The organism is Pedobacter aquatilis, assembly GCF_032678425.1.
GTDB classification, from domain to species: Bacteria; Bacteroidota; Bacteroidia; order Sphingobacteriales; family Sphingobacteriaceae; genus Pedobacter; species Pedobacter aquatilis_B.
Map to the genome: position 1 here is coordinate 93,738 of NZ_JAVTSG010000006.1, position 20,466 is coordinate 114,203.

The following is a 20,466-nucleotide window of genomic DNA, read 5'->3' on the forward strand; positions in this document are numbered from 1 at the left end:
CAAATGTGGAAGCCTTTAAACTATTATGTGTGTTATTGTTTTTCTAATTCCAACCGCCACCTAAAGCGTGATAGACGTTTACCACTGCATTAAGCTGCTGTTTTTTAGTTTCAATAAGTTCTAATTTAGATTGCAAAGCATCTCTTTGAGTCATTAAAACCTCGAAATAATCAGCTCTGGCTGCTCTAAACAAATCATTTGAAATATCGATTGACTGCGTAAGTGCCAGCACTTGTTTTGATTTCAAATCGTAGCTTTTTTGCAGATTACCAATGTTTGATAACTGATTGGCAACATCGATATAACCATTCAAAATGGTTTTTTCGTAATTAAAAACCGCTTGTAATTGCTTTGCATTGGCTGTTAAATATTCTGCCTTAATTGCATTTCTGTTGATAAGCGGTCCGGCTAAATCTCCAGCTAAAGAATAAATTAACGATTCCGGAGTTTTTAACAGATAGGAAGGATTAAAAGCCTGGTAACCCAAAGTTGCAGAAATACCCAATGATGGATAAAATTGTGCTTTAGCCACTTTAACATCTAATTTAGCCGCAGCCAAATCATATTCTGCCTGTTTAATATCCGGACGGTTTGCCAACAATTGTGATGGAAGACCAGCTTGAATATTTGTTGGAACAAGTGTATTGAAGCTACTTTTATCACGGATAATTGGCTGTGGGAATCGACCCAACAAGAAATTAATTTTATTCTCTGATTCTGTAATCTGCTGCTGTATTTCAAATTCTAAACTTTTTGAACTTAAAACCTCGGCTTCAAATTTACGAACCGCCAATTCTGTAACCCTTGTAGCCTGTTTTTGAATTTTCATCAGCTCAAGCGCATTACTTTGCAAAGCAATATTCTGTTTTACAATTTCCAATTGATTATCTTGCGCCAGCAACTCATAGTAAGTATTCGCAATTTCTGCAACCAGGTTTGTTACCACAAAGTTTTTCCCTTCAACTGTTGATAAATACCTTGTTAAAGCAGCCTTTTTAGAATTGCGAAGTTTGTGCCAAATATCAGCTTCCCAATTTGCCTGTAAGCCAAATGCATAATCAGGCAGTATTTCTGGAACGCCTTTGCCCGGTGTAATATCTGTTGATGCATCTCCGGCACCAGAACTAGTGTAGCGACCAACTTTATCAATCCCTGCTCCAACCCGATAACCTACACTCGGTAAAAGTTCGCCTTTTTTCGCTTTGATTTCGTTTTTGGCAATTTCAATCTCCTGAAGTGTGATATTCAGTTCCTGATTGTTTTTTAAAGCCGTATCAATTAAACTCACCAAATTTGGGTCGGTAAAAAACTGGCGCCATTGTACCTTGCCGCTACTTAAAGTATCTTGCGAAGTGCTAAAGCTTAAAGGAACATTTTTATTTTCATCGCGTTGAGCAAATTCTGGCACCTTACATGCGCTATAAATAGCGCACATAAAAGCCAACCCAACCATTTTATATCTATTATTCAACATTGTTTTCTAAATCTTCGGTTAACGGATATTCTTCTTCAATTTTGATAAGCTTGCGTTTATCGGCAATTGTGCCAAACACGTAGTACAATCCAGGGATTACAATTACCCCAAATACAGTTCCGAACAACATACCACCAGCAGCAGCAGTACCAATCGTTCTGTTTCCAACGGCACCAGGTCCGGTTGCAAAAACCAAAGGAATTAAACCTGCAATAAACGCGAATGATGTCATTAAAATTGGACGGAACCTTACTACTGCACCTTCCATTGCTGATGCCAGAATTGTTTTCCCTTCTGCATGTTTCAATGCTGCAAATTCTACAATCAGTACCGCATTTTTACCAAGTAAGCCAATCAACATCACCATTGATACTTGGGCGTAAATGTTATTCTCCAAACCAAAAAGCTGCAAGAATAAAAATGCACCGAAAATACCCGCAGGCAGCGAAACGATAACCGCTAACGGTAAAATGAAACTTTCGTATTGAGCAGATAATACCAGATAAACAAAGCCTAAACAGATTAAGAAAATATAAATCGCCTCATTACCTCTGGTTGCCTGATCTTTTGAAATACCAGCCCAATCTATACCGTAGCCTCTAGGCAAAGTTTTCTTTGCTACTTCTTCAACAGCTTTTAAGGCTTCACCTGAACTATATCCAACCGCCTGAGAACCATTTATCTCTGCCGAATTATACATATTATGGCGGGTAATTTCCGAAAGCCCGTAAACTTTATCCATTGTCATAAATGATGAAAACGGAACCATTTGGTCTTTATCATTTTTCACATACAACTTCATAACATCCTGAGGTAGTGCACGATATTGAGGCAACGCTTGAACAATTACCTTATACTGTCTGCCGAATTTGATAAAGTTGGTTTCGTAGTTACTACCGATTAAATCTGATAAAGTTTCCAACGCTTTTTCAGGTGTAACCCCTTTTTGCTGTGCTTTATCATTATCGATATTGACCATGTACTGCGGAAAACTTGCACTATAGAAGGTAAATACAGATTGTAACTCCGGACGTTTATTCAGTTCTTTAACAAAATCCTTGCTCACTTTTTCCATCTGCACATAATCGTTGTTACCTGCTTTATCAACCAAACGAAGTTCAAAACCTCCGGCAGCTCCATAACCTGGCACTGCAGGCGGTTGGAAAAACTCTACAGTCGCACCTGGTAAATCTTTCGATTTTTCTTCCAATTCCCTAATTACATCCTGCGCAGAATTTTTACGGTCTTTCCAATCTTTGAGGTTAATTAAACAGGTACCTGAGTTTGAGCCCGTACCTTCTGTTAACACTTCATATCCAGCTAAAGCTGATACAGATTTAACACCTTCAATTTCTTCGCAAATTTTCTCCAGTTTCTCTGAAACCTGGTTGGTACGTTCTAAAGTGGAACCCGGAGGCGTTTGAATTATCGCATAAATCATTCCCTGGTCTTCGTTGGGGATAAATCCCGATGGAACGCTATTACTCAAGAAATATGTTCCCACACAGAATGCACCTAAAATCCCAAACAAAAGTAATCTACGGGTTACAACCTTATCCATTACCTTTTGATAACGACCAGTTAATCTAAAGAACCAAGCATTAAATGCATCTAAACCTTTGTCAATTAATAATTTTTTCTTCGGATGACCACTATGTTTCTTAAGCATGATGGCACATAATGCTGGTGTTAGTGTTAAAGCCACAATACCCGATAAAATAATTGCGGTAGCCATTGTTATTGAAAACTGACGATAAAAGACACCTACCGGACCAGACATAAATGCTACTGGAATGAACACCGATGCCATTAAGAATGTAATTGCCACAATTGCCCCACCAATTTCGCCTAATGCTAATTGAGTTGCCTTCAGAACAGAGAGTCGCCTGTCGGCTTCCATTTTCGCATGGACCGCTTCTATTACCACGATGGCATCATCCACCACAATACCGATGGCTAAAACCAAAGCAAATAGTGTTATTAAGTTTAAGGTGATGCCAAAAAACTGCATGAAGATAAACGAACCGATTAAAGAAACCGGAACGGCTATCGCCGGGATTAATGTCGACCTCCAATCGCCTAAGAAAATGAAAACCACTAAACCCACTAATATAAAGGCCTCCACAAGCGTGTGCACAACTTTTTCAATCGATGCATCTAAGAATTTAGAAACATCGTAACTGATTTCGTAATCCATACCTTTAGGGAAAGAAGATGCTTTAATCTCTTCCATTCGGGCTTTTACATTCTTGATTACTTCTTGTGCGTTACTGCCGTAAGATTGCTTTAAAACAATGGCTGCTGAAGGTTTACCGTTAATGTGCGAGTATAAATCGTACATCGAACTTCCAAATTCTACATCGGCAACATCTTTTAACCTTAATAATTCACCATTCGGACTTGCCCTCAAAATGATGTTCTTGTAACCATCTTCTGTGGTAAAACGGCCAGAATATTTAAGTACGTACTCAAAAGACTCAGAACGTTTACCAGAACTCTCACCCGTTTTACCTGGCGATGCTTCTAAACTTTGATTATTTAAAGCTTCTAAAACTTCCTCAGAAGAAATTTTGTAGGCCAGCATTTTATCTGGTTTCAACCAAATACGCATGGCGTACTCCCTATTTCCCAAAATATCGGCAAAACCTACACCATCTACCCTTTTTAATTCCGGAAGTAAATTAATATCCGAGTAATTGTAAAGGAAGTTTTCGTTCATGTGCGGGTCTTTACTAAATACGTTAATGTACATTAACATATTTGGTTGCTGACGGCTGATTTTAATTCCCTCTCGAATAACTAAAGGCGGTAATTTATTGGTAACCGCAGCCACGCGATTTTGTACGTTGATAGTCGCCTGGTCCGGGTCGGTTCCCAGATTAAAAACCAATTGTACAGATGCTTCTCCATCATTACCAGCGTCAGAAGTCATGTATTTCATCCCCGGAATACCATTTAAGGCTCTTTCCAAAGGAATAACTACAGCTTTAATTAACAGTTCGTTGTTTGCTCCAGGATATTCTGCCGTAATGTTTACCATTGGTGGCGAAATATTTGGAAGTTGTGTTACAGGTAAGCCAACTAGAGCTAAAACCCCTATAAATATGATGACTAACGATATTACAATTGATAATACCGGTCTTTTAATGAATTTACTAAACATGATGATCTTGTTTTGAGCGTTTATTCAGCACTTAATTGCAATTGTTTTAAAGCCTCTTTTGGTGCAACAAAAGTGAATTTGATTTTATCATCATCTTTCACTTTCTGAACGCCTTCCAATAAGATTTTATCACCCGCAGAAAGACCTTTTGATACAATATAAATATCCGGAAGTTCGCCGCCGATGCCGATTTCTCTAGATCGTACAACATTTTTGCTGTCGATTACAAATACGAATTTTTTATCCTGTAATTCGTAAGTTGCTTTTTGTGGAATAATTAAAGCATTTTTTAATGGCACAACCATTTGAATTTTGCCCGTTTCGCCGTTTCTTAGCAATTGATTTGGATTTGGAAATTTAGCCCTAAAAGCAATGTTTCCGGTTTCAGAATCAAACTCACTTTCGATAACTTCTACTTTTCCTTTCGAACTCAGTAGCTGACCATTTGCCAACATCAAACTCACTTCTTGTTGTTCTTTGCCTTTAGCAGTGCTTTGGTAATTAAGATATTCAGGCTCAGATACATTGAAATATGCATAAATATTACTGTTATCAGATAAACTGGTTAGTAGAGCGCCTTCATCAACCAAACTTCCTAACTTTAAAGGAATTCTATCGATTGTACCATCAAATGGTGCTCGTATTTCGGTATTTGATAAGTGAAATTTAGCAACAGAAGTTTGAGCATTGGCTTGTTGTAATTTAGCCTTTGCCATTGCCAGTTCATTTTTAGATACAACGTTTTTATCAGAAAGTAACTTAGTATTTTCCAGTTCAATTTCAGCAGCTTTGGTTTCTGCCTGTGCTTTCAGCAATTCAGCTTGAGCCATTCTAGGCATAATTTTAAACAATATCTGCCCAGCTTTTACATGCTGACCTTCATCAACATAAATATTTTGCAGATAACCCTTTTCTTGGGCTCGAATTTCGATATTTCTAACTGACCTGATTTGAGAGACATATTCCTTTGTAAAGGATGTATCCATTGTAACTGGAGATGTTGCCGTATAATTTACAGCTTCCTCTTTTTCTTCTTTTTTTGATGTGCAACCGGTAACGTAAAGTAGGGCACAAATGCCTAAACACATAACACTTCTTTTCATCTTTTTGTCGAATAGTTTATCTGATTTAATTTTTTATGATTAAATTCAAGAGCATTCAATTTGCAAGACAATTTCTATGAAGAATTAAAATCGACTTATAAATTAATGTACCCTATTGATTTAATACTGGTACGAAATAAGTACAGATTTATGAAGTTATAATGAAGTTGATGAACCTTACTGAACTAAGAAAATCCTGAGTAATAAAAAATGTTAATTGTAGCGTATCGAAAAAGTTGGCCATTAGATTTTTCAAAAATTGAAAATGAACTGCTACAAGCTTTATCAGGTTTAGAAATCACAATAGAGCATATAGGAAGCACAGCCGTACCCAATTTAGCAGCAAAACCCATAATAGATATTGATATCGTTTTTAACAAAACCGTAAAACTCGAACAAATAAAAGGGCGGTTGGAGAAAATCGGATATTACCATAATGGCAATCAAGGTATCATTAATAGAGAGGTATTTAAAAGAACAAATACGCTAAACCATGAAGTTTTAGATGTGATTGCGCATCATTTGTATATATGCCCGCAAGACAGTGATGAATCGAAGAAACATCTTTTGTTTAGGGATTATCTGCGAAACAACAAATTTGAAAGTTTGGAATATCAGCAGCTGAAATATATTATTGCTGATGAAGCAAAAAACGACAGAAAGAAATATGCAGCATTAAAGGAAGTTAAAGCCAAGATTTTTATAGAGCGGATTATTGCATTAGCAAATGGCTCAAAGGAATTTAGTTTATCCGATAATCTTTAAAATTTGTGAACAATTAATAGCTTTTAACTATTAATGTATAGAATTAAATGATTGTGATTAATCCATCCAATAACCTAATTTTATAAAAGTTGATTAAATGTTCAATCAACCTAACTTATCAAAACATAAATATATAATATGGAAAAAGATTCTAACGACATCAGCAAATGCCCATTTCACAATGGCTCAATGAAACAAAACGTTGGCGGTGGCGGCACCAGAAATCATAACTGGTGGCCAAATCAGTTAAAGCTAAATATCCTTCGTCAGCAATCTTCTTTATCAAATCCGATGAATGAAGATTTCAATTATGCTGAAGCTTTTAACAGTTTGGATTTGGAAGCTGTAAAGAGTGATTTACATGTGTTAATGACCGATTCTCAAGATTGGTGGCCTGCAGATTTTGGTCATTACGGAGGATTATTCATTCGCATGGCCTGGCACAGCGCAGGTACATATCGAGTTGGTGATGGACGCGGTGGCGCAGGCGCAGGTTTACAACGCTTTGCTCCATTAAATAGCTGGCCTGATAACGTTAGTTTAGATAAAGCACGCAGGTTACTTTGGCCAATCAAACAGAAATATGGTCAGAAAATTTCCTGGGCTGATTTAATGATTTTAGCTGGAAATATTGCTTTGGAATCAATGGGTTTTAAAACCTTTGGATTTGCAGGTGGCAGAGCCGATGTTTGGGAAGCAGATGAGTCTGTTTACTGGGGTTCGGAAAAAACCTGGTTAGGTGGCGATATTCGTTACGCACATGGCTCTGATGGTGCGCCTAAAGAACACGGTGTTGTAGTTACTGATGATGATGCCGATGGCGATGTACATTCCCGCAATTTAGAAAAACCACTTGCAGCCGTACAAATGGGCTTAATTTATGTAAATCCTGAAGGACCAGATGGCAATCCTGACCCGATTTTAGCGGCTAAAGATATTCGCGATACTTTTGGCAGAATGGCAATGGATGATGAAGAAACCGTTGCTTTAATTGCCGGCGGACATACTTTCGGCAAAACACATGGCGCTGCTTCGGCAGATAATGTTGGCAAAGAACCCGAAGCAGCTGATATTGCGTCGCAAGGTTTTGGCTGGAACAATAAATATGGCTCTGGGGTAGGTGCTGATGCCATAACCAGCGGATTAGAAGTAATCTGGACAACCACGCCAACGCAGTGGAGCAACAACTTTTTCGAAAACCTTTTTGCTTTCGATTGGGAATTAACCAAAAGCCCTGCTGGTGCCCACCAATGGGTAGCAAAAGATGCAGATTCAATTATCCCTGACGCATTCGATAGTAATAAAAAACACAAACCTACCATGCTTACCACAGATCTTTCACTAAGATTTGACCCGGCATATGAAAAAATATCACGTCGCTTTTTAGAAAACCCTGATGCCTTTGCTGATGCTTTCGCAAGAGCCTGGTTCAAATTAACGCATCGCGATATGGGACCAAAAGCTCGTTACCAGGGGCCGGATGTTCCACAAGAGGATTTATTATGGCAAGATGTTATCCCTGCTGTAAACCATCCACTGGTTGATGAAAACGATATTTACGCTTTAAAAGCAAAAATTGCACAATCAGGCTTGAGCATAAGTCAATTGGTTTCCACAGCCTGGGCTTCAGCCTCAACATTCCGCGGTTCTGATAAACGTGGTGGTGCTAATGGAGCAAGAGTTCGTTTACTGCCTCAAAAAGATTGGAAAGTTAATAATCCTGCACAGCTACAAACTGTATTAGCTAAACTAGAAAGCATACAACAAGAATTTAATAATGCGGCTGTTGATGGTAAAAAGATTTCGCTTGCCGATTTAATTGTTTTAGCCGGAACGGTTGGTGTGGAACAAGCTGCAAACAATACAGGAAGTTCGGTGAATGTCCCTTTTAGTGCTGGTCGAATGGATGCATCGCAAGAGCAGACCGATATCGAATCATTTGGTTATTTAGAACCGCTTGCAGATGGTTTCAGAAACTACAGAAATGTAAAATATCAGGTATCTACAGAAGAATTATTGGTTGATAAAGCCCAACTATTAACATTAACTGCTCCAGAATTAACAGTACTTTTGGGTGGATTGAGAGTGTTAGATATCAATGCCGATGGTTCTAAAAACGGTGTTTTTACTGAAAATCCTGGTCAGCTTACAAACGATTTCTTTATTAATTTGCTTGATATGAACACGCAATGGAAATCGACATCAGATGATAAAGAATTATATATTGGAACAAACCGTAAGACTGGCCAACCAAAATGGACCGCAACCCGAGCTGATTTAGTGTTCGGTTCAAACTCTGAGCTTAGAGCAATTGCAGAAGTTTACGGAAGCACTGATGCTAAAGGAAAATTTGTTGCAGATTTTGTAAAGGTTTGGAATAAAGTAATGAATTTAGATAGGTTTGATTTGAAATAATCAGAAATATCTATAATAAAAAATGAAGGTGCTGTATTACTACAGCACCTTTTTTATTTTGCAAAAATTTAACAAATAAAAATACAAGCTAATAATTATAATAAATAAGCTTTATGTAAGGTATTTTTTTGAAAAGCAAGGCTCGGTTTTTCATCGGCCGCGAAAGTCCCGCTTTTTGCTACAATCATTTTTAAATTTCTGTCGTGCATTTTCTGGCTTGCTGCAATAAAAATTATTTCCGCTGCAATCGGGTTTAAATTACTTAGGCAAACCTAATTAAGCTAGCCCCGACAAAGCGAAAAGCCCACAATGAAGCGCAGCGTAATGAGGACTTGCAGCGATGGCGGGACTGCTGAAACCGAAAAGCAGAAAGCATTGCGCTTCAAAAAATCATTCTTTTGGGGGATATAAAATACTTGTATACGTATTAACTTTAACTAATTTTAAATGAACGAATTAACCTCATTAAACATGAAAAAGCATCTCATTTACGTATTCATTAGTATAATGTTCTTAACTGTTTCCTGGAAAGTTGCAAATGACATTCTGGAACAGATAGGTTTACAAGAAAAAACTGCGCAAAATTATATTTTACAAAATGTAGTTGGTGATTTTACAAACAAGCCTGTGGATTCAGAACAAGAAGATAATGGAGGCGCAGCACCAAACCTCGATCAGCAACTAAAATCGTTTAAGTTGCCGCGTTTAAGCATGTTGCCAGATATAGTAGCTGGCGATAAAGTTGCTATTACCAATGGTGTTTGTGCTTATATTAAAGAATATGTAGAAAGTACTGACTTTGTAACTGCTTATGCTGAGAAAAGAGCGGCGGCTAAACCTACAACCGAACCTTACCGAATGGATGCCTCGGCAATTGCATCGCTTAAAGCTAGTTTAAAAGAAGCCGAAGCCAATTTAGTTAAAATGAAAAGTGCTAAAATGGCTGCCGTTCATTTGCAAAAAATGGAGGAAGGAATTGCAAGTTTAAAAAAGACTATAGCCGAGCAAAATGACCCAACACCAAACAATAGCAAATGGAATAAGCTGTATCCGGCAAACCCTGCTGATGCAGTTAAGGCGAGACTACAAGAATATTTAACATTAGCTGGCTCGGTAGATTTTAGTGCCACAACAACAGCATCCGGAAGAAGGAAAAAGTTTGACAACGCAGCTTTTGAAAAGAAAAGCCTGAAATGGAAAGCGATTTACAGAGCCGGCAAAGAGGTGAATAGTGTTGCAACTGCTTTTTGCAAAGACTGGCTAAATGAGGGTGTTAAAATTGGTCAACATGCGATGAGTATGCCTGCTAATGAAAAAATTGCAAATCCGACGACCAAAGAAAATGAAGTACCGAAAAAGGAAACACAACCTGCTAAAAAGGGACTGCTCAACAAACTAAAATCTATAACGAAGATACCTCAACCATAGATATAATTTGCAAGTCGAACAATATCCTCAAATTAATCAATTGTAAAATAAAAATCCCCTCGGTTTTTTTTGGAGGGGATTTTATGTTTTTGATTAGTTTTCCAACACAAACTGCCTTGTTCCGGCTTTATAATATAACTCTGCAAGTGTTTTTTGGTAGCCGGCTACCATACTTTCTTGCTTAATTTTCATATCAATTAATTTGGTTTCCCTGCTGTTGATTAAAAACAGTGTACTTTCTCCAAGATTGAATTTTTGATTTTCGCCATTAACCAAAGTCTGCTGATTTTTAATGCTTTGCACCTGAACATTTAACTGTGCCGAATAGGCTGATAAATCATTGTAAGAAGCCAGAATATTATTTCTAATCTCCCTACCCGATTGTTGTAAATCGTAATTCAGTTCTTGCTGTTTTATTTTAACCTCACGCAATTTTCCTCTTTCCGAACGTAAGAATAATGGAAAGGCAAATTCTACACCAAACTTATAATTGTTCCAGTTGAAATCGTAATAACCTGGTATATTTTGGTTAAAATTTGTTCGGCTAGAAATTAAATTACCCATAATGTTAAGCTTAGGCTTAAGTAATTCTTGCCGATAACTTTTCTCAATGGCAAGTTGTGCACCTTTACTCCTCAGTTTAACCAATTCAGGATGTAGGTTTGCAGCCTGACCAATTAGGGTATCTAAAATTAACGGATTTGGTCGGGGAATGGCCTCAGATAAAATTTCTGGTAAGGCATCAGTCGGAAGTTCTAACGGATTTCCATCTTCATTCCATAAATGATTCGACAAAACAAGCCTTGCATTTTGCAATTCTATCGCTGTTTTCTCCTTTTGAATAATCCGTTCTTGTACAGTAATGTAAGCCTCTACAGAGTCAATCGCCGGCTTATCCCCTATTAAAGTTTGCGCACTCAAAGCCTTGAATCTACGTTCGGCTAAATCTACGCCCTCATTTACCAACTCATATTGTTTGTACGCATAATACCAGCTCCAATAATCTTTTACAATTGCATACCAAATGCTATTAATCTGTTTTAATTGCTCTGCTTCTGCATATTGAACCATTATTTTCGACTGCCTTAAAGTGCTACGGCGGGCATCAATAATTAAACCTTGCCCTAACGGAATACTTAAACCAATTGCAGACAAACCATCGTTATTGGTTCTGCTTTCCGGATTTACATATGTACCAACATTGCGGTCATAACCAACTTTTAAATCTGCTCCGGCCAACCAGAGCGGAATTTTAAGTTCGCCATTCCATTTATTGTAGTAATTGGTATTGCCAAAAAGTTTATTTCCGAAACCTGCTTTAAGTGCCGGATCGAAATAACCCAACGATTGCAAAACATTTGCCCTTGCAGCATCGCTAAGCAGAGCAGCCTGTTTTATTATTGGATGATACCTGAAAACCAACAATTGCAAATCATCTAAAGCAAAAACTTTAGCGGTATCTACATTGGCTATTGTTTTAATTTGTGAAAAACTTGAATTTACAGCGATAAAAAACAATAGCGTGGTCGCTAATAAAAATTTTTTTAAATACATTTTCATTTGATAACCTCCCGCATTATTTCTTTTCCTTACTCTCACTTGGTTCTCTTTCTAAATTTGGTGGGAAACCATTAAGCTGCCGCCAGATTTCGTACCAAAGCGGAACCGATCTTAAAATAATTCGACCATAAACACCAGAACCTTGTCTTAGTTGTGGCGGCCAAGGGTCATCATTAGTTGGCACCGGGTTGGTTTGGCTTATCAGTAGTCGATAATTACCGCTCGCACTACTCACCTTATCTATAGAAAATACTTTACCAGCGAAAGTACCCACGGCAACTGATGGCCAACCTGAAAACTGTACCGAAGGCCAACCTTCAAACTGCAAACGGACATCACTTGTATCTAAAATTAAAGGTACATCCATCGCGCTAACATATAATTCTGCGGCAACCATAGGCGATTTTGGCTGTAATGTAGCTACCGATTCGCCTTCTTTTATGTTTTCTCCAATACCCGCTTTAAGCGTTTTAACAACAAATCCACTTTGTGGTGCTCTTACAATATATAAGCCTCTTCTAATGCTGATGTTTGAAATATCATTCCGCAATTTTGCGATATCACCTTGTGCACTTGCCCTACTCGAAACGGCCGAACTCATATCTGATTGTGCTTTAGATATGGATTCCTGATATTTTGCCCTGATGTTATCCAATTCGATGGTTGAATTTAAAAGGTTTTGTGTCGAGTTACTCAGCTTATTTTGCTGACTGATAACCTTTGCATTATCTTCCTGCAATTTCAATCGGCGGGTTTCAATATCTGTTAACGAGAACAAGCCATTTTTATAACCTGTTTCATAACGTTCTAAACGCACTTTTGTAGTTTCATAGAATTTTTGAACGGCAAGTAATTCAGCACTATCAATGCTTACATAATTTTTTGCCTGGCGAACTTTATTCTCGGCTGCTTTAATTTGTAAATGAAGACCATTTGTCATGGCGCTCATTTGTGCTTTTGTAGCGTCAATTTTTTGAACTGCAGCGGTTTCACTTCCACGTTTTGCATCCAATTGCTCGTTTAAACGTACGGGTAATTCTGGGTCAAAATAAGACTGACTGGTCTCAGAAATTACAAGTATGGTGTCACCTTTTTTCACTTCCTGACCTTCTCTTACTGCCCAATGCTCTATTCTTCCTCCAATTTGATTTTGTACCGTTTGAGGCCTATCCTCCGGACGTAAAGCCGTAACCGACCCCCTACCTGGAATCGTTTGGCGGTATGGTACAAAAAGCAATATCACAAAAAATCCGAAGATAAAAAGCAATATTCTGCCTAGCCTCATCGGCCCTTTAGCATCGATAATTTTGCTGTTGGCATGAACAGAAAGTTCTTCCCAATTTTTAATCTGAGCCAGATTGTTACTAATTCTACCCATGATTAGTATCTCCTTCCTCTAACTCAAGATCGGTAACAACGGCAAGTTTTTCGCTACCAGTTACCATATCAAACACTGTATTTAAATTGGTCATTAACTTCTCAATAGCATAACTGATTTGCACAATAATTACCTCTGCAGCAACAAATTGTCCAAATGTCATTTGACGTTCAAAAACAAAATAAGAACCTAGAAGCAACAAAGAACCCATTAAAACAGTTCTCATCGCTACAGCTGTAACAAAAAATTTCTTTAGCACACCAAAGTGCTGATTACGGGCTTCGATATAATTTGCGGTAATTTCATCGGTACGATTGATAATTTCCTTTCTTTTCGCACTGCTTTGACGGTAGGTTTCTAAATCGGCCGCGATTTCCTCCAAGTACCCAACAACTTCATATTTATAACCAGATTCTTCGATGCTCGTTTGCACACCTTGACGATAGTACAAAAACAAAATAAAGATAATAACCGCCAGTACAAAAGTTCCAAAAACCATAAATACTGGGTGATAGAACGAAAGTAAAATCACACTAAAAAATATTTGAACTGCAGCAGCAACAATATCTACCAATAGTTTAGTTAAGCCTTTTTGAATGGTTAAAATATCAAAAAAGCGGTTAATCAATTCGGATGGATTTTCACCTTCCAGTGCTTTCTTCTTTATACGCGGTAAGCGAAAGGCGAACTCTAAAGCGGCTTTGGTAAATATTTTTTGTTCCAGAAATTCGACTAAAGTAAGCTGCCCGATAAGCAATATACCGCCAATAACAATACCAGCTAAAATTACAGCAATGAGTATATAGGTTGAGCTATACATAGCCCCATTTGATAAAAGGTTAAAAACGGCACTCGTACCCAAAGGCAGCGATAAGCCAATTAAACCAATTAACATGGCGTATATTAAAATGTAATTAATGGTTTTACGCTCCAGGTGAAGCATACGTACCAATCTTTGCCAAGGCGTTGGCGCACCGGCAATCTGATGATTTTTCATTTAAAAAAATTGTTAAACAATGTTTTGATTTTCAACCTTAATAATTAAGGTTAAATAGTTTAATGAGTACTGTGATGTTAAAAATCTATCATTGCAGATATTTTTAAGCATCATGCTAAATCTAATTGATTAGATTAGCTAACCGTGTTAGGGGGCGGTGTAGGAACGGTTTTAAGCGGTTCGACACCAATTTTTACCCGATGGGTATAAATTTTAAGTGGTAGAAAATTAGTGACCAGAAGGCATTGCGGAACAATGGACGAAAACTCGTATAAAACCAATTTCTTCTTGTTTTTTTCGCAAGCTTCTTCTTCTTTATCCTTATTTTCTTCGGTTGATTTTTCGATGGCGAAAGAATTTCCGCTGGTTGCAAAGCAAGAAATTGAAAAGGCTATAACTTTGATGGCTAATATGCTTAAAAGCATAAAACCAAAAGTACTCTTCAAGAACCTATTCCTTAACCTTTGCATCATTAGAGATTACAAATATAGTGCAGAAATGGCTCATTATGACAAAAAATCACATAATTGTTATTAAAATAATGCTTTTATCATTTGAATATCAGATATTTCACCTGAATATACAGAAAATGTAAAAAATTAAATGCTTTCTAAGCTTATTCAACTCAAACATTAAAATAAGATTAGAAAGCATTCTTTTAATTAAGACAATTATTCTTCGTCGCTAGTATTTTTTAGCTTCATTAATAAAGAATAAGCGCCTTTCGACACTATTTTTTTACCCGTTAAATCATTATGAACTGATATTTTACCATCAGCCGCCTCGCCTGTTGTAACTGAAATCATTTTATATTTATCTTTTGCCAATTGCTCAAAAACAAAATCCTTATTTTCGAAGCTAACAACAGATTCTTCAGGCAATAACTGTACTTTTTGATTCTTAAACTTTAGTTCTGCATTCATATACATTCCCGGAACAAGGCTTTTATCATATTTTTCAAAGTGGCAATGAACTTCACTACTTCCGCCATCTTCAACATTATGACCGATTAAAATCACTTCCGCCTCATACTTAACATCTGGTTTAACATTATTATACGTGATAACACGCTGCCCCATGCTAATTTTATTTAGGTCTTTTTCAAAAACAGTAAGGTTTAAATGAATATCTGTTGGGTTAATGAGTTCGAAAAGCACGTCGGAAGGCGTAACGTATTTTCCAATATTTACATTCACTTTGCTTACGTAACCATCAATTGGAGAATATAAATTGATAGATTTCGATATTTTCCCATTATTTAAAGCACTGCCGCTGAGGTTTATCAACTTTAGTTTTTCGAGCAAGGCATTGTGCTCTACCTTTAAGTTTTTATACTCAATTTCAGCACCTTGTAAGGTTTTATCGCTATTTGCCTTATTTACATTCAGGTCTTTTTGTCGCGTTAATTCTTTTTCAGCATAATAAAGTTTATTCGTAATGCTTAAAAAATCTTGCTGCAACTGAATGTACTGAGGGTCTTCCATGACGGCAATTACCTGCCCTTTTGAAACATGCATTCCGGGCAATAGCTTGGTATGTTTTAAATATCCACCCAATGGCACACTAATCGAAATCAGGTTTTGAGGCGGTACATCAATCTTACCCTGTAATTTTAAAACCTCGCTGGTTTCGCCCCATCTAGGCTCAGCCACCTCAAGCTTAATATTTGCAAATTGTGCGGCTGTTAAACTAACTTCATCTTCAGAAATCGGTTTCTTTACTTCTTCGTTTTCGGGCTTATTTGTACAGGCATATGTAGCACAAATGGCTAGCATTACTATGTATTTTTGGAATTTCATTTTATTGTGCTAAGAGATAATTTAATTCAATAATTGTTGTGTTCAGTTGCTTAATTGCATCAAAATATTTCTCCTTGATGCTAATGGTTTCATTATTCAGTAAAGTGTATTCCAAATAGTTAATTGCACCATTTCTTAACTGACTGGCTAAAGTTTTATTGATATCAGCCGCTGTTTTTAAGCCTTTGTTTTCCAATTCATCAATCAAAAGCAATTGTTGCTGATATTGCTGATATGTGGCTTTTAAATGGCTTGATAGCTGTTTACTTTTCAAATCGGTTTCTGCCTTTGCAAATTCTTCGTAAACCTTTGCCGATTTTACCCGATTGCGTTGTGCACCTCCTAGCAATGGAATACTTAAGCCAACTTGCACCGATTGGAAGCGATTATCTGTCCCGTATTTTATCCCATCCTGTAAAGTTGTGGAGTTGTAACCGAGATTTATTTCGGGTAGAAGTTTCGATTGCTCCACCTTGGTAGCCACGCTAGCCGTTTGCTCATCTTGCAAGCGAAGCTTAATTTCCGGGTGATTTTTAAGTGTAAGTGTATCAGAAAATTTTAAAGCTGATTTCAAATCATCCGCCTTTGGCGAAAAAATATTGTTTGAATTTAACAAGAATGAAAACTGCTGCTGTAATAAATTTTCTTCGATACTAAGCTGCTTAAGTTTGGTCGAAATTTGCATCAATTGATTATCTGCATTAGCTTTTTCTAACAAATTGCTTTCACCACTTTTTAGTCGCAACGTTGCCAATTGCTGCAATTTGCTGTAATTACTGTCCGCTTGTTTGTACGTTTTTTGAACTTCCTTAAGCACCAGTAAATCATAAAAAATTCGCGAACATAAACGGGTTAATTCAACCTTGTTTAAATCTTGTTGTAAAACAGTGCTCTTCCATTCAGACAATAATTTATCCTTTTGTCTGGCATAAACGCTTGGCAAATTAAATCCTTGGATAACACTAATTTTATTATCGGTAAAATCACTATTATATTTCCCGTACTCGCCATTAAGGCTTAAAGGTGCAATTGTGGTTGCCGTTTTACTTAGCGCCTGACTATGGGTAGCCCTTAATCGGCTGCTCTTTAAGCTTAGATTATGTTGATAAAGACTATCCAGAGCCTGTGGCAATGTAATTGATTGTTGCGAATGGGCTGATAAAGAGCCCAAACAAATGGCAATTATCGATGAAACCTGAATGCTCTTTTTGCTAATTCTAATGCCCTTTTCAAAAGCTACATATAATATCGGCAACACAAAAAGGGTAAGGAACGTGGCAATAATTAAGCCCCCGATAACAACTGTTGCCAAAGGTCTTTGCACCGCTGCTCCTGCTCCATTACTAAGTGCCATTGGCAAAAAGCCCAATGAAGCCACAAATGCCGTCATTAAAACTGGTCGCAAACGTGTTTTCGTACCTTTTAGAACCACTTTTTTCATATCCTTTTCTCCTGATTTTTTGATGTTATTGAATTCAGCGACCAGCACAATCCCATTGAGTACGGCAATTCCGAATAAAGCGATAAAACCAACACCTGCACTGATACTGAAAGGCATTCCTCTTAATGCCAATAAGAAAATTCCGCCGATTGCTGATAATGGAATGGCGGTATAGATTAATAAGCCATACTTTATTGAACCGAAAGCGAAATAAAGCAATAGGAAAATTAGAACAAGTGATACCGGAACTGCGATAGATAAACGCGATTTAGCTTCGTTTAAGTTTTGAAAAGAACCGCCATAGCTTATCGTGTAACCCGTTGGCAGTTTGATTTTCTGCTTAACCTTCTCTTGTAATTCGTTTACGATACTCTCCACATCGCGACCGTTAACATTAAAACCTACCAAAATACGGCGTTTAGTATCTTCCCTTTGAATTTGACTAGGACTGTTAACCAAAGATACCTGCGCTAGCTGGCTCAATGGAACTTGGTTACCTTTTGGTGTTGGAATTAGCAAACGCTGCACATCTTGTATACTTCTTCGCTGGTCGTTTTGAAGTTTTACAACCAAATCAAAACGTTTCTCGCCTTCAAAAACCAACCCCGTGCTTTGTCCGGCGAAAGCCGTATTAACATTTCTGTTGATATCAGAAATATTTAAACCGTATTGTGCAATAACTGCCCTATTATATTGAATTACAATTTGCGGCGTTCCCGAAATCTGCTCGACATAAATATCGGCTGTGCCATCAACATCCCTCAAAAGATTACCAACTTGTTTTGAATAATGTGCAAGCGTATCAAAATCTTCACCGTAGATTTTACAAACGACATCTTGCCTCGCACCTGTCATTAATTCATTAAATCTCATTTGTACCGGGAACTGAAAACTGGTGGTAACACCAGGAACTTCACTGGCAGCTTTACCCATTTTCTCCGTTAAATCCTTAAAATTATCGGCTGTTGTCCATTCTTTTTTAGGTTTTAGGTTGATAATCATATCGCCCATATCCATCGGCAAAGGTTCTGTTGGTACTTCACTGCTTCCAATTTTAGTAACGATATTTTTTACTTCGGGGAAACGCGATTTCAAAATCCCTGCAACTTTCTGAATATTTTCTATTGATGTATTTAGATTACTGCCTGATAAAACCCGCGTTTCTACGGCATAGTCACCCTCTTCGATAGATGGAATAAATTCGCCACCCAAATTAGTTAAGATAAAAACGGCAATTGTAAACAGCACCACAACAGTAGTAATCACCGTTTTAGGAAAAGCTAAAATCTTATTTAGCCAGATGCTGTACCTGTTTTCGATTTTCTCCATTCCCTTATCGGCGAGATTAGCTTTGGTTTTGATTTTTTTACTCAACAAAACGCTGCTTATCATTGGGATATATGTTAGCGATAAGATGAAAGCACCCAATAAAGCAAAAGCCACCGTTTGCGCCATTGGCTTAAACATTTTCCCCTCTATCCCTTGTAAACTGAAAATTGGCAAATACACAATGAGGATAATAATCTGTCCGAAAACTGCACTATTCATCATTTTTGATGAGGCACTTTTCACCTCCGAATCCATCTCATTTTGCTTAAGAACAGATATACTACCGAATTTTTTGCTGTGCGCAAGCTGATGCATGACTGCCTCGACAATGATGACCGCACCATCTACAATTAAGCCAAAATCCAATGCGCCTAAACTCATCAGGTTTCCACTTACGCCAAAAATATTCATCATAATGATGGCAAAAAGCATAGATAGTGGAATAACCGAAGCTACAATTAAACCTGCTCTTAAGTTCCCAAGGAAAACAACCAATACAAATACTACGATTAAAGCACCTTCTAAAAGGTTGGTTTCAACTGTACTAATGGCATTATTAACCATGCTTGTTCGATCTAAGAATGGTATAATTTCTACTCCTTCAGGCAAAGTTTCGCTGATTTGTTTGATCTTGGTTTTGATATCTTTAACTACCACATTACTATTGGCGCCTTTTAGCATCATCACAATTGCTCCGGAAACTTCTCCTTCATTATTAAAAGTTAATGCGCCATATCGGGTTGCAAAACCAATTTCTACATTAGCAACATCGCGGATAAGCAAAGGTGTACCTTCAGGATTATTCTTAACAACAATATTTTCAATATCTTCTTTATTGCCAATCAAACCCTCCGTTCGGATGTATTGTACTGTTGCCTGCTTCTCAATATAAGCACCTCCGGTATTTTGATTGTTGCTTTCCAGCGCATTAAAAATATCGCTAATGGTTACTTTGTGCGCTAAAAGCTTATTCGGATTAACCGTTACCTGATATTGCTTTAGCTTACCGCCAAAACTACTTACCTCCGCAACACCTTTAACACCTAAAAGCTGTCGCCTTACAATCCAATCTTGAATGGTACGGAGTTCTGTAATATTGTAACGATGTTCGTAACCTTTTTTAGGTTTTACAGCATATTGATAAACCTCACCCAATCCCGTTGAAATAGGCCCCATTTCTGGCTTACCAATACCTTGTGGAATCTGCTCTTGCACAACCAATAGCCTTTCAGCCACTTGTTGACGAGCCCAATAAACATCAACATCATCGTTAAAAACGAGGGTTACTAATGATAAACCGAAACGACTGTAACTTCTGATTTCCTTTATCCCTGCAATATTGCTGTTGGCTTGTTCTACAGGAAATGTAACCAATCGTTCGATATCGGTTGCCCCATAAGAGGGAGCCGTTGTAATAATTTGTACCTGATTGTTTGTGATGTCTGGCACAGCATCAATGGGTAATTTCGATAATTCGAAACAACCATAAATAATCAGACTAAAAGTAAATAGCCCGATAATGAGTTTATTCCTGATGGAAAACTCAATAATTCGATTTAACATGAAAAATTAAGACTTAATCGTTTCTAATAAAAAGTTCGTAGCGTTTCCGCT

General features: G+C 37.4%; 12 protein-coding genes. 3 read left to right on the forward strand and 9 right to left on the reverse strand.

Annotated elements, in window-relative coordinates; all coding sequences use genetic code 11:
* Window positions 1-43: 43 nt before the first annotated feature.
* Genes R2Q16_RS17160 through R2Q16_RS17170 form a run of 3 tightly spaced genes read right to left on the reverse strand, consistent with a single transcriptional unit; the run spans window position 44 to window position 5,740 of the window.
* Window positions 44-1,474: a TolC family protein gene (locus tag R2Q16_RS17160; protein ID WP_316738902.1), complete on the reverse strand. Its 1,431-nt coding sequence runs from the start codon at window positions 1,472-1,474 to the stop codon at window positions 44-46.
* Window positions 1,464-4,637, reverse strand: coding sequence for an efflux RND transporter permease subunit (locus R2Q16_RS17165; protein ID WP_316738903.1), 3,174 nt, complete (start codon window positions 4,635-4,637; stop codon window positions 1,464-1,466). The genes R2Q16_RS17160 and R2Q16_RS17165 overlap by 11 nt, the downstream gene beginning before the upstream one ends.
* A 20-nt stretch (window positions 4,638-4,657) precedes the next feature.
* Window positions 4,658-5,740, reverse strand: coding sequence for an efflux RND transporter periplasmic adaptor subunit (locus R2Q16_RS17170; protein WP_316738904.1), 1,083 nt, complete (start codon window positions 5,738-5,740; stop codon window positions 4,658-4,660).
* A 210-nt stretch (window positions 5,741-5,950) separates the two neighbouring features.
* On the opposite strand from R2Q16_RS17170, the gene R2Q16_RS17175 reads away from it, so the two are divergent.
* From R2Q16_RS17175 to R2Q16_RS17185, 3 genes are all read left to right on the forward strand, one after another.
* Window positions 5,951-6,505 (forward strand): GrpB family protein, encoded by a 555-nt coding sequence (locus R2Q16_RS17175; RefSeq protein WP_316738905.1) that lies wholly within the window; start codon window positions 5,951-5,953, stop codon window positions 6,503-6,505.
* A gap of 138 nt (window positions 6,506-6,643) precedes the next feature.
* The gene (gene katG / locus R2Q16_RS17180) at window positions 6,644-8,920 is read left to right on the forward strand and encodes a catalase/peroxidase HPI (protein WP_316738906.1); all 2,277 of its coding nucleotides are present in this window, start codon (window positions 6,644-6,646) and stop codon (window positions 8,918-8,920) included.
* Between the two features lie 471 nt (window positions 8,921-9,391).
* Entirely contained in the window at window positions 9,392-10,348 is a 957-nt protein-coding gene (locus R2Q16_RS17185; RefSeq protein ID WP_316738907.1) for a hypothetical protein, read from the forward strand.
* A 93-nt stretch (window positions 10,349-10,441) separates the two neighbouring features.
* On the opposite strand, the gene R2Q16_RS17190 is transcribed toward R2Q16_RS17185, so the two are convergent.
* The 6 genes from R2Q16_RS17190 to R2Q16_RS17215 all read right to left on the reverse strand — a co-directional run bounded on the left by R2Q16_RS17190 (window position 10,442) and on the right by R2Q16_RS17215 (window position 20,415).
* The gene (locus R2Q16_RS17190) at window positions 10,442-11,902 is read right to left on the reverse strand and encodes a TolC family protein (RefSeq protein WP_316738908.1); all 1,461 of its coding nucleotides are present in this window, start codon (window positions 11,900-11,902) and stop codon (window positions 10,442-10,444) included.
* Window positions 11,903-11,924: 22 nt separating this feature from the next.
* Window positions 11,925-13,286 (reverse strand): HlyD family secretion protein, encoded by a 1,362-nt coding sequence (locus R2Q16_RS17195; protein WP_316738909.1) that lies wholly within the window; start codon window positions 13,284-13,286, stop codon window positions 11,925-11,927.
* Window positions 13,279-14,283, reverse strand: coding sequence for an ABC transporter transmembrane domain-containing protein (locus tag R2Q16_RS17200; RefSeq protein ID WP_316738910.1), 1,005 nt, complete (start codon window positions 14,281-14,283; stop codon window positions 13,279-13,281). Before R2Q16_RS17200 ends, R2Q16_RS17195 begins: the two co-directional genes overlap by 8 nt.
* A gap of 134 nt (window positions 14,284-14,417) precedes the next feature.
* Window positions 14,418-14,729, reverse strand: a complete 312-nt coding sequence (locus R2Q16_RS17205; protein ID WP_316738911.1) for a hypothetical protein — start codon at window positions 14,727-14,729, stop codon at window positions 14,418-14,420.
* Window positions 14,730-14,954: 225 nt separating this feature from the next.
* Window positions 14,955-16,082 carry an efflux RND transporter periplasmic adaptor subunit gene (locus tag R2Q16_RS17210; protein WP_316738912.1) on the reverse strand — a complete coding sequence of 376 codons (1,128 nt, stop codon included), beginning with the start codon at window positions 16,080-16,082 and terminating at the stop codon, window positions 14,955-14,957.
* A gap of 1 nt (window position 16,083) precedes the next feature.
* Entirely contained in the window at window positions 16,084-20,415 is a 4,332-nt protein-coding gene (locus R2Q16_RS17215) for a CusA/CzcA family heavy metal efflux RND transporter (protein ID WP_316738913.1), read from the reverse strand.
* Window positions 20,416-20,466 lie beyond the last annotated feature (51 nt).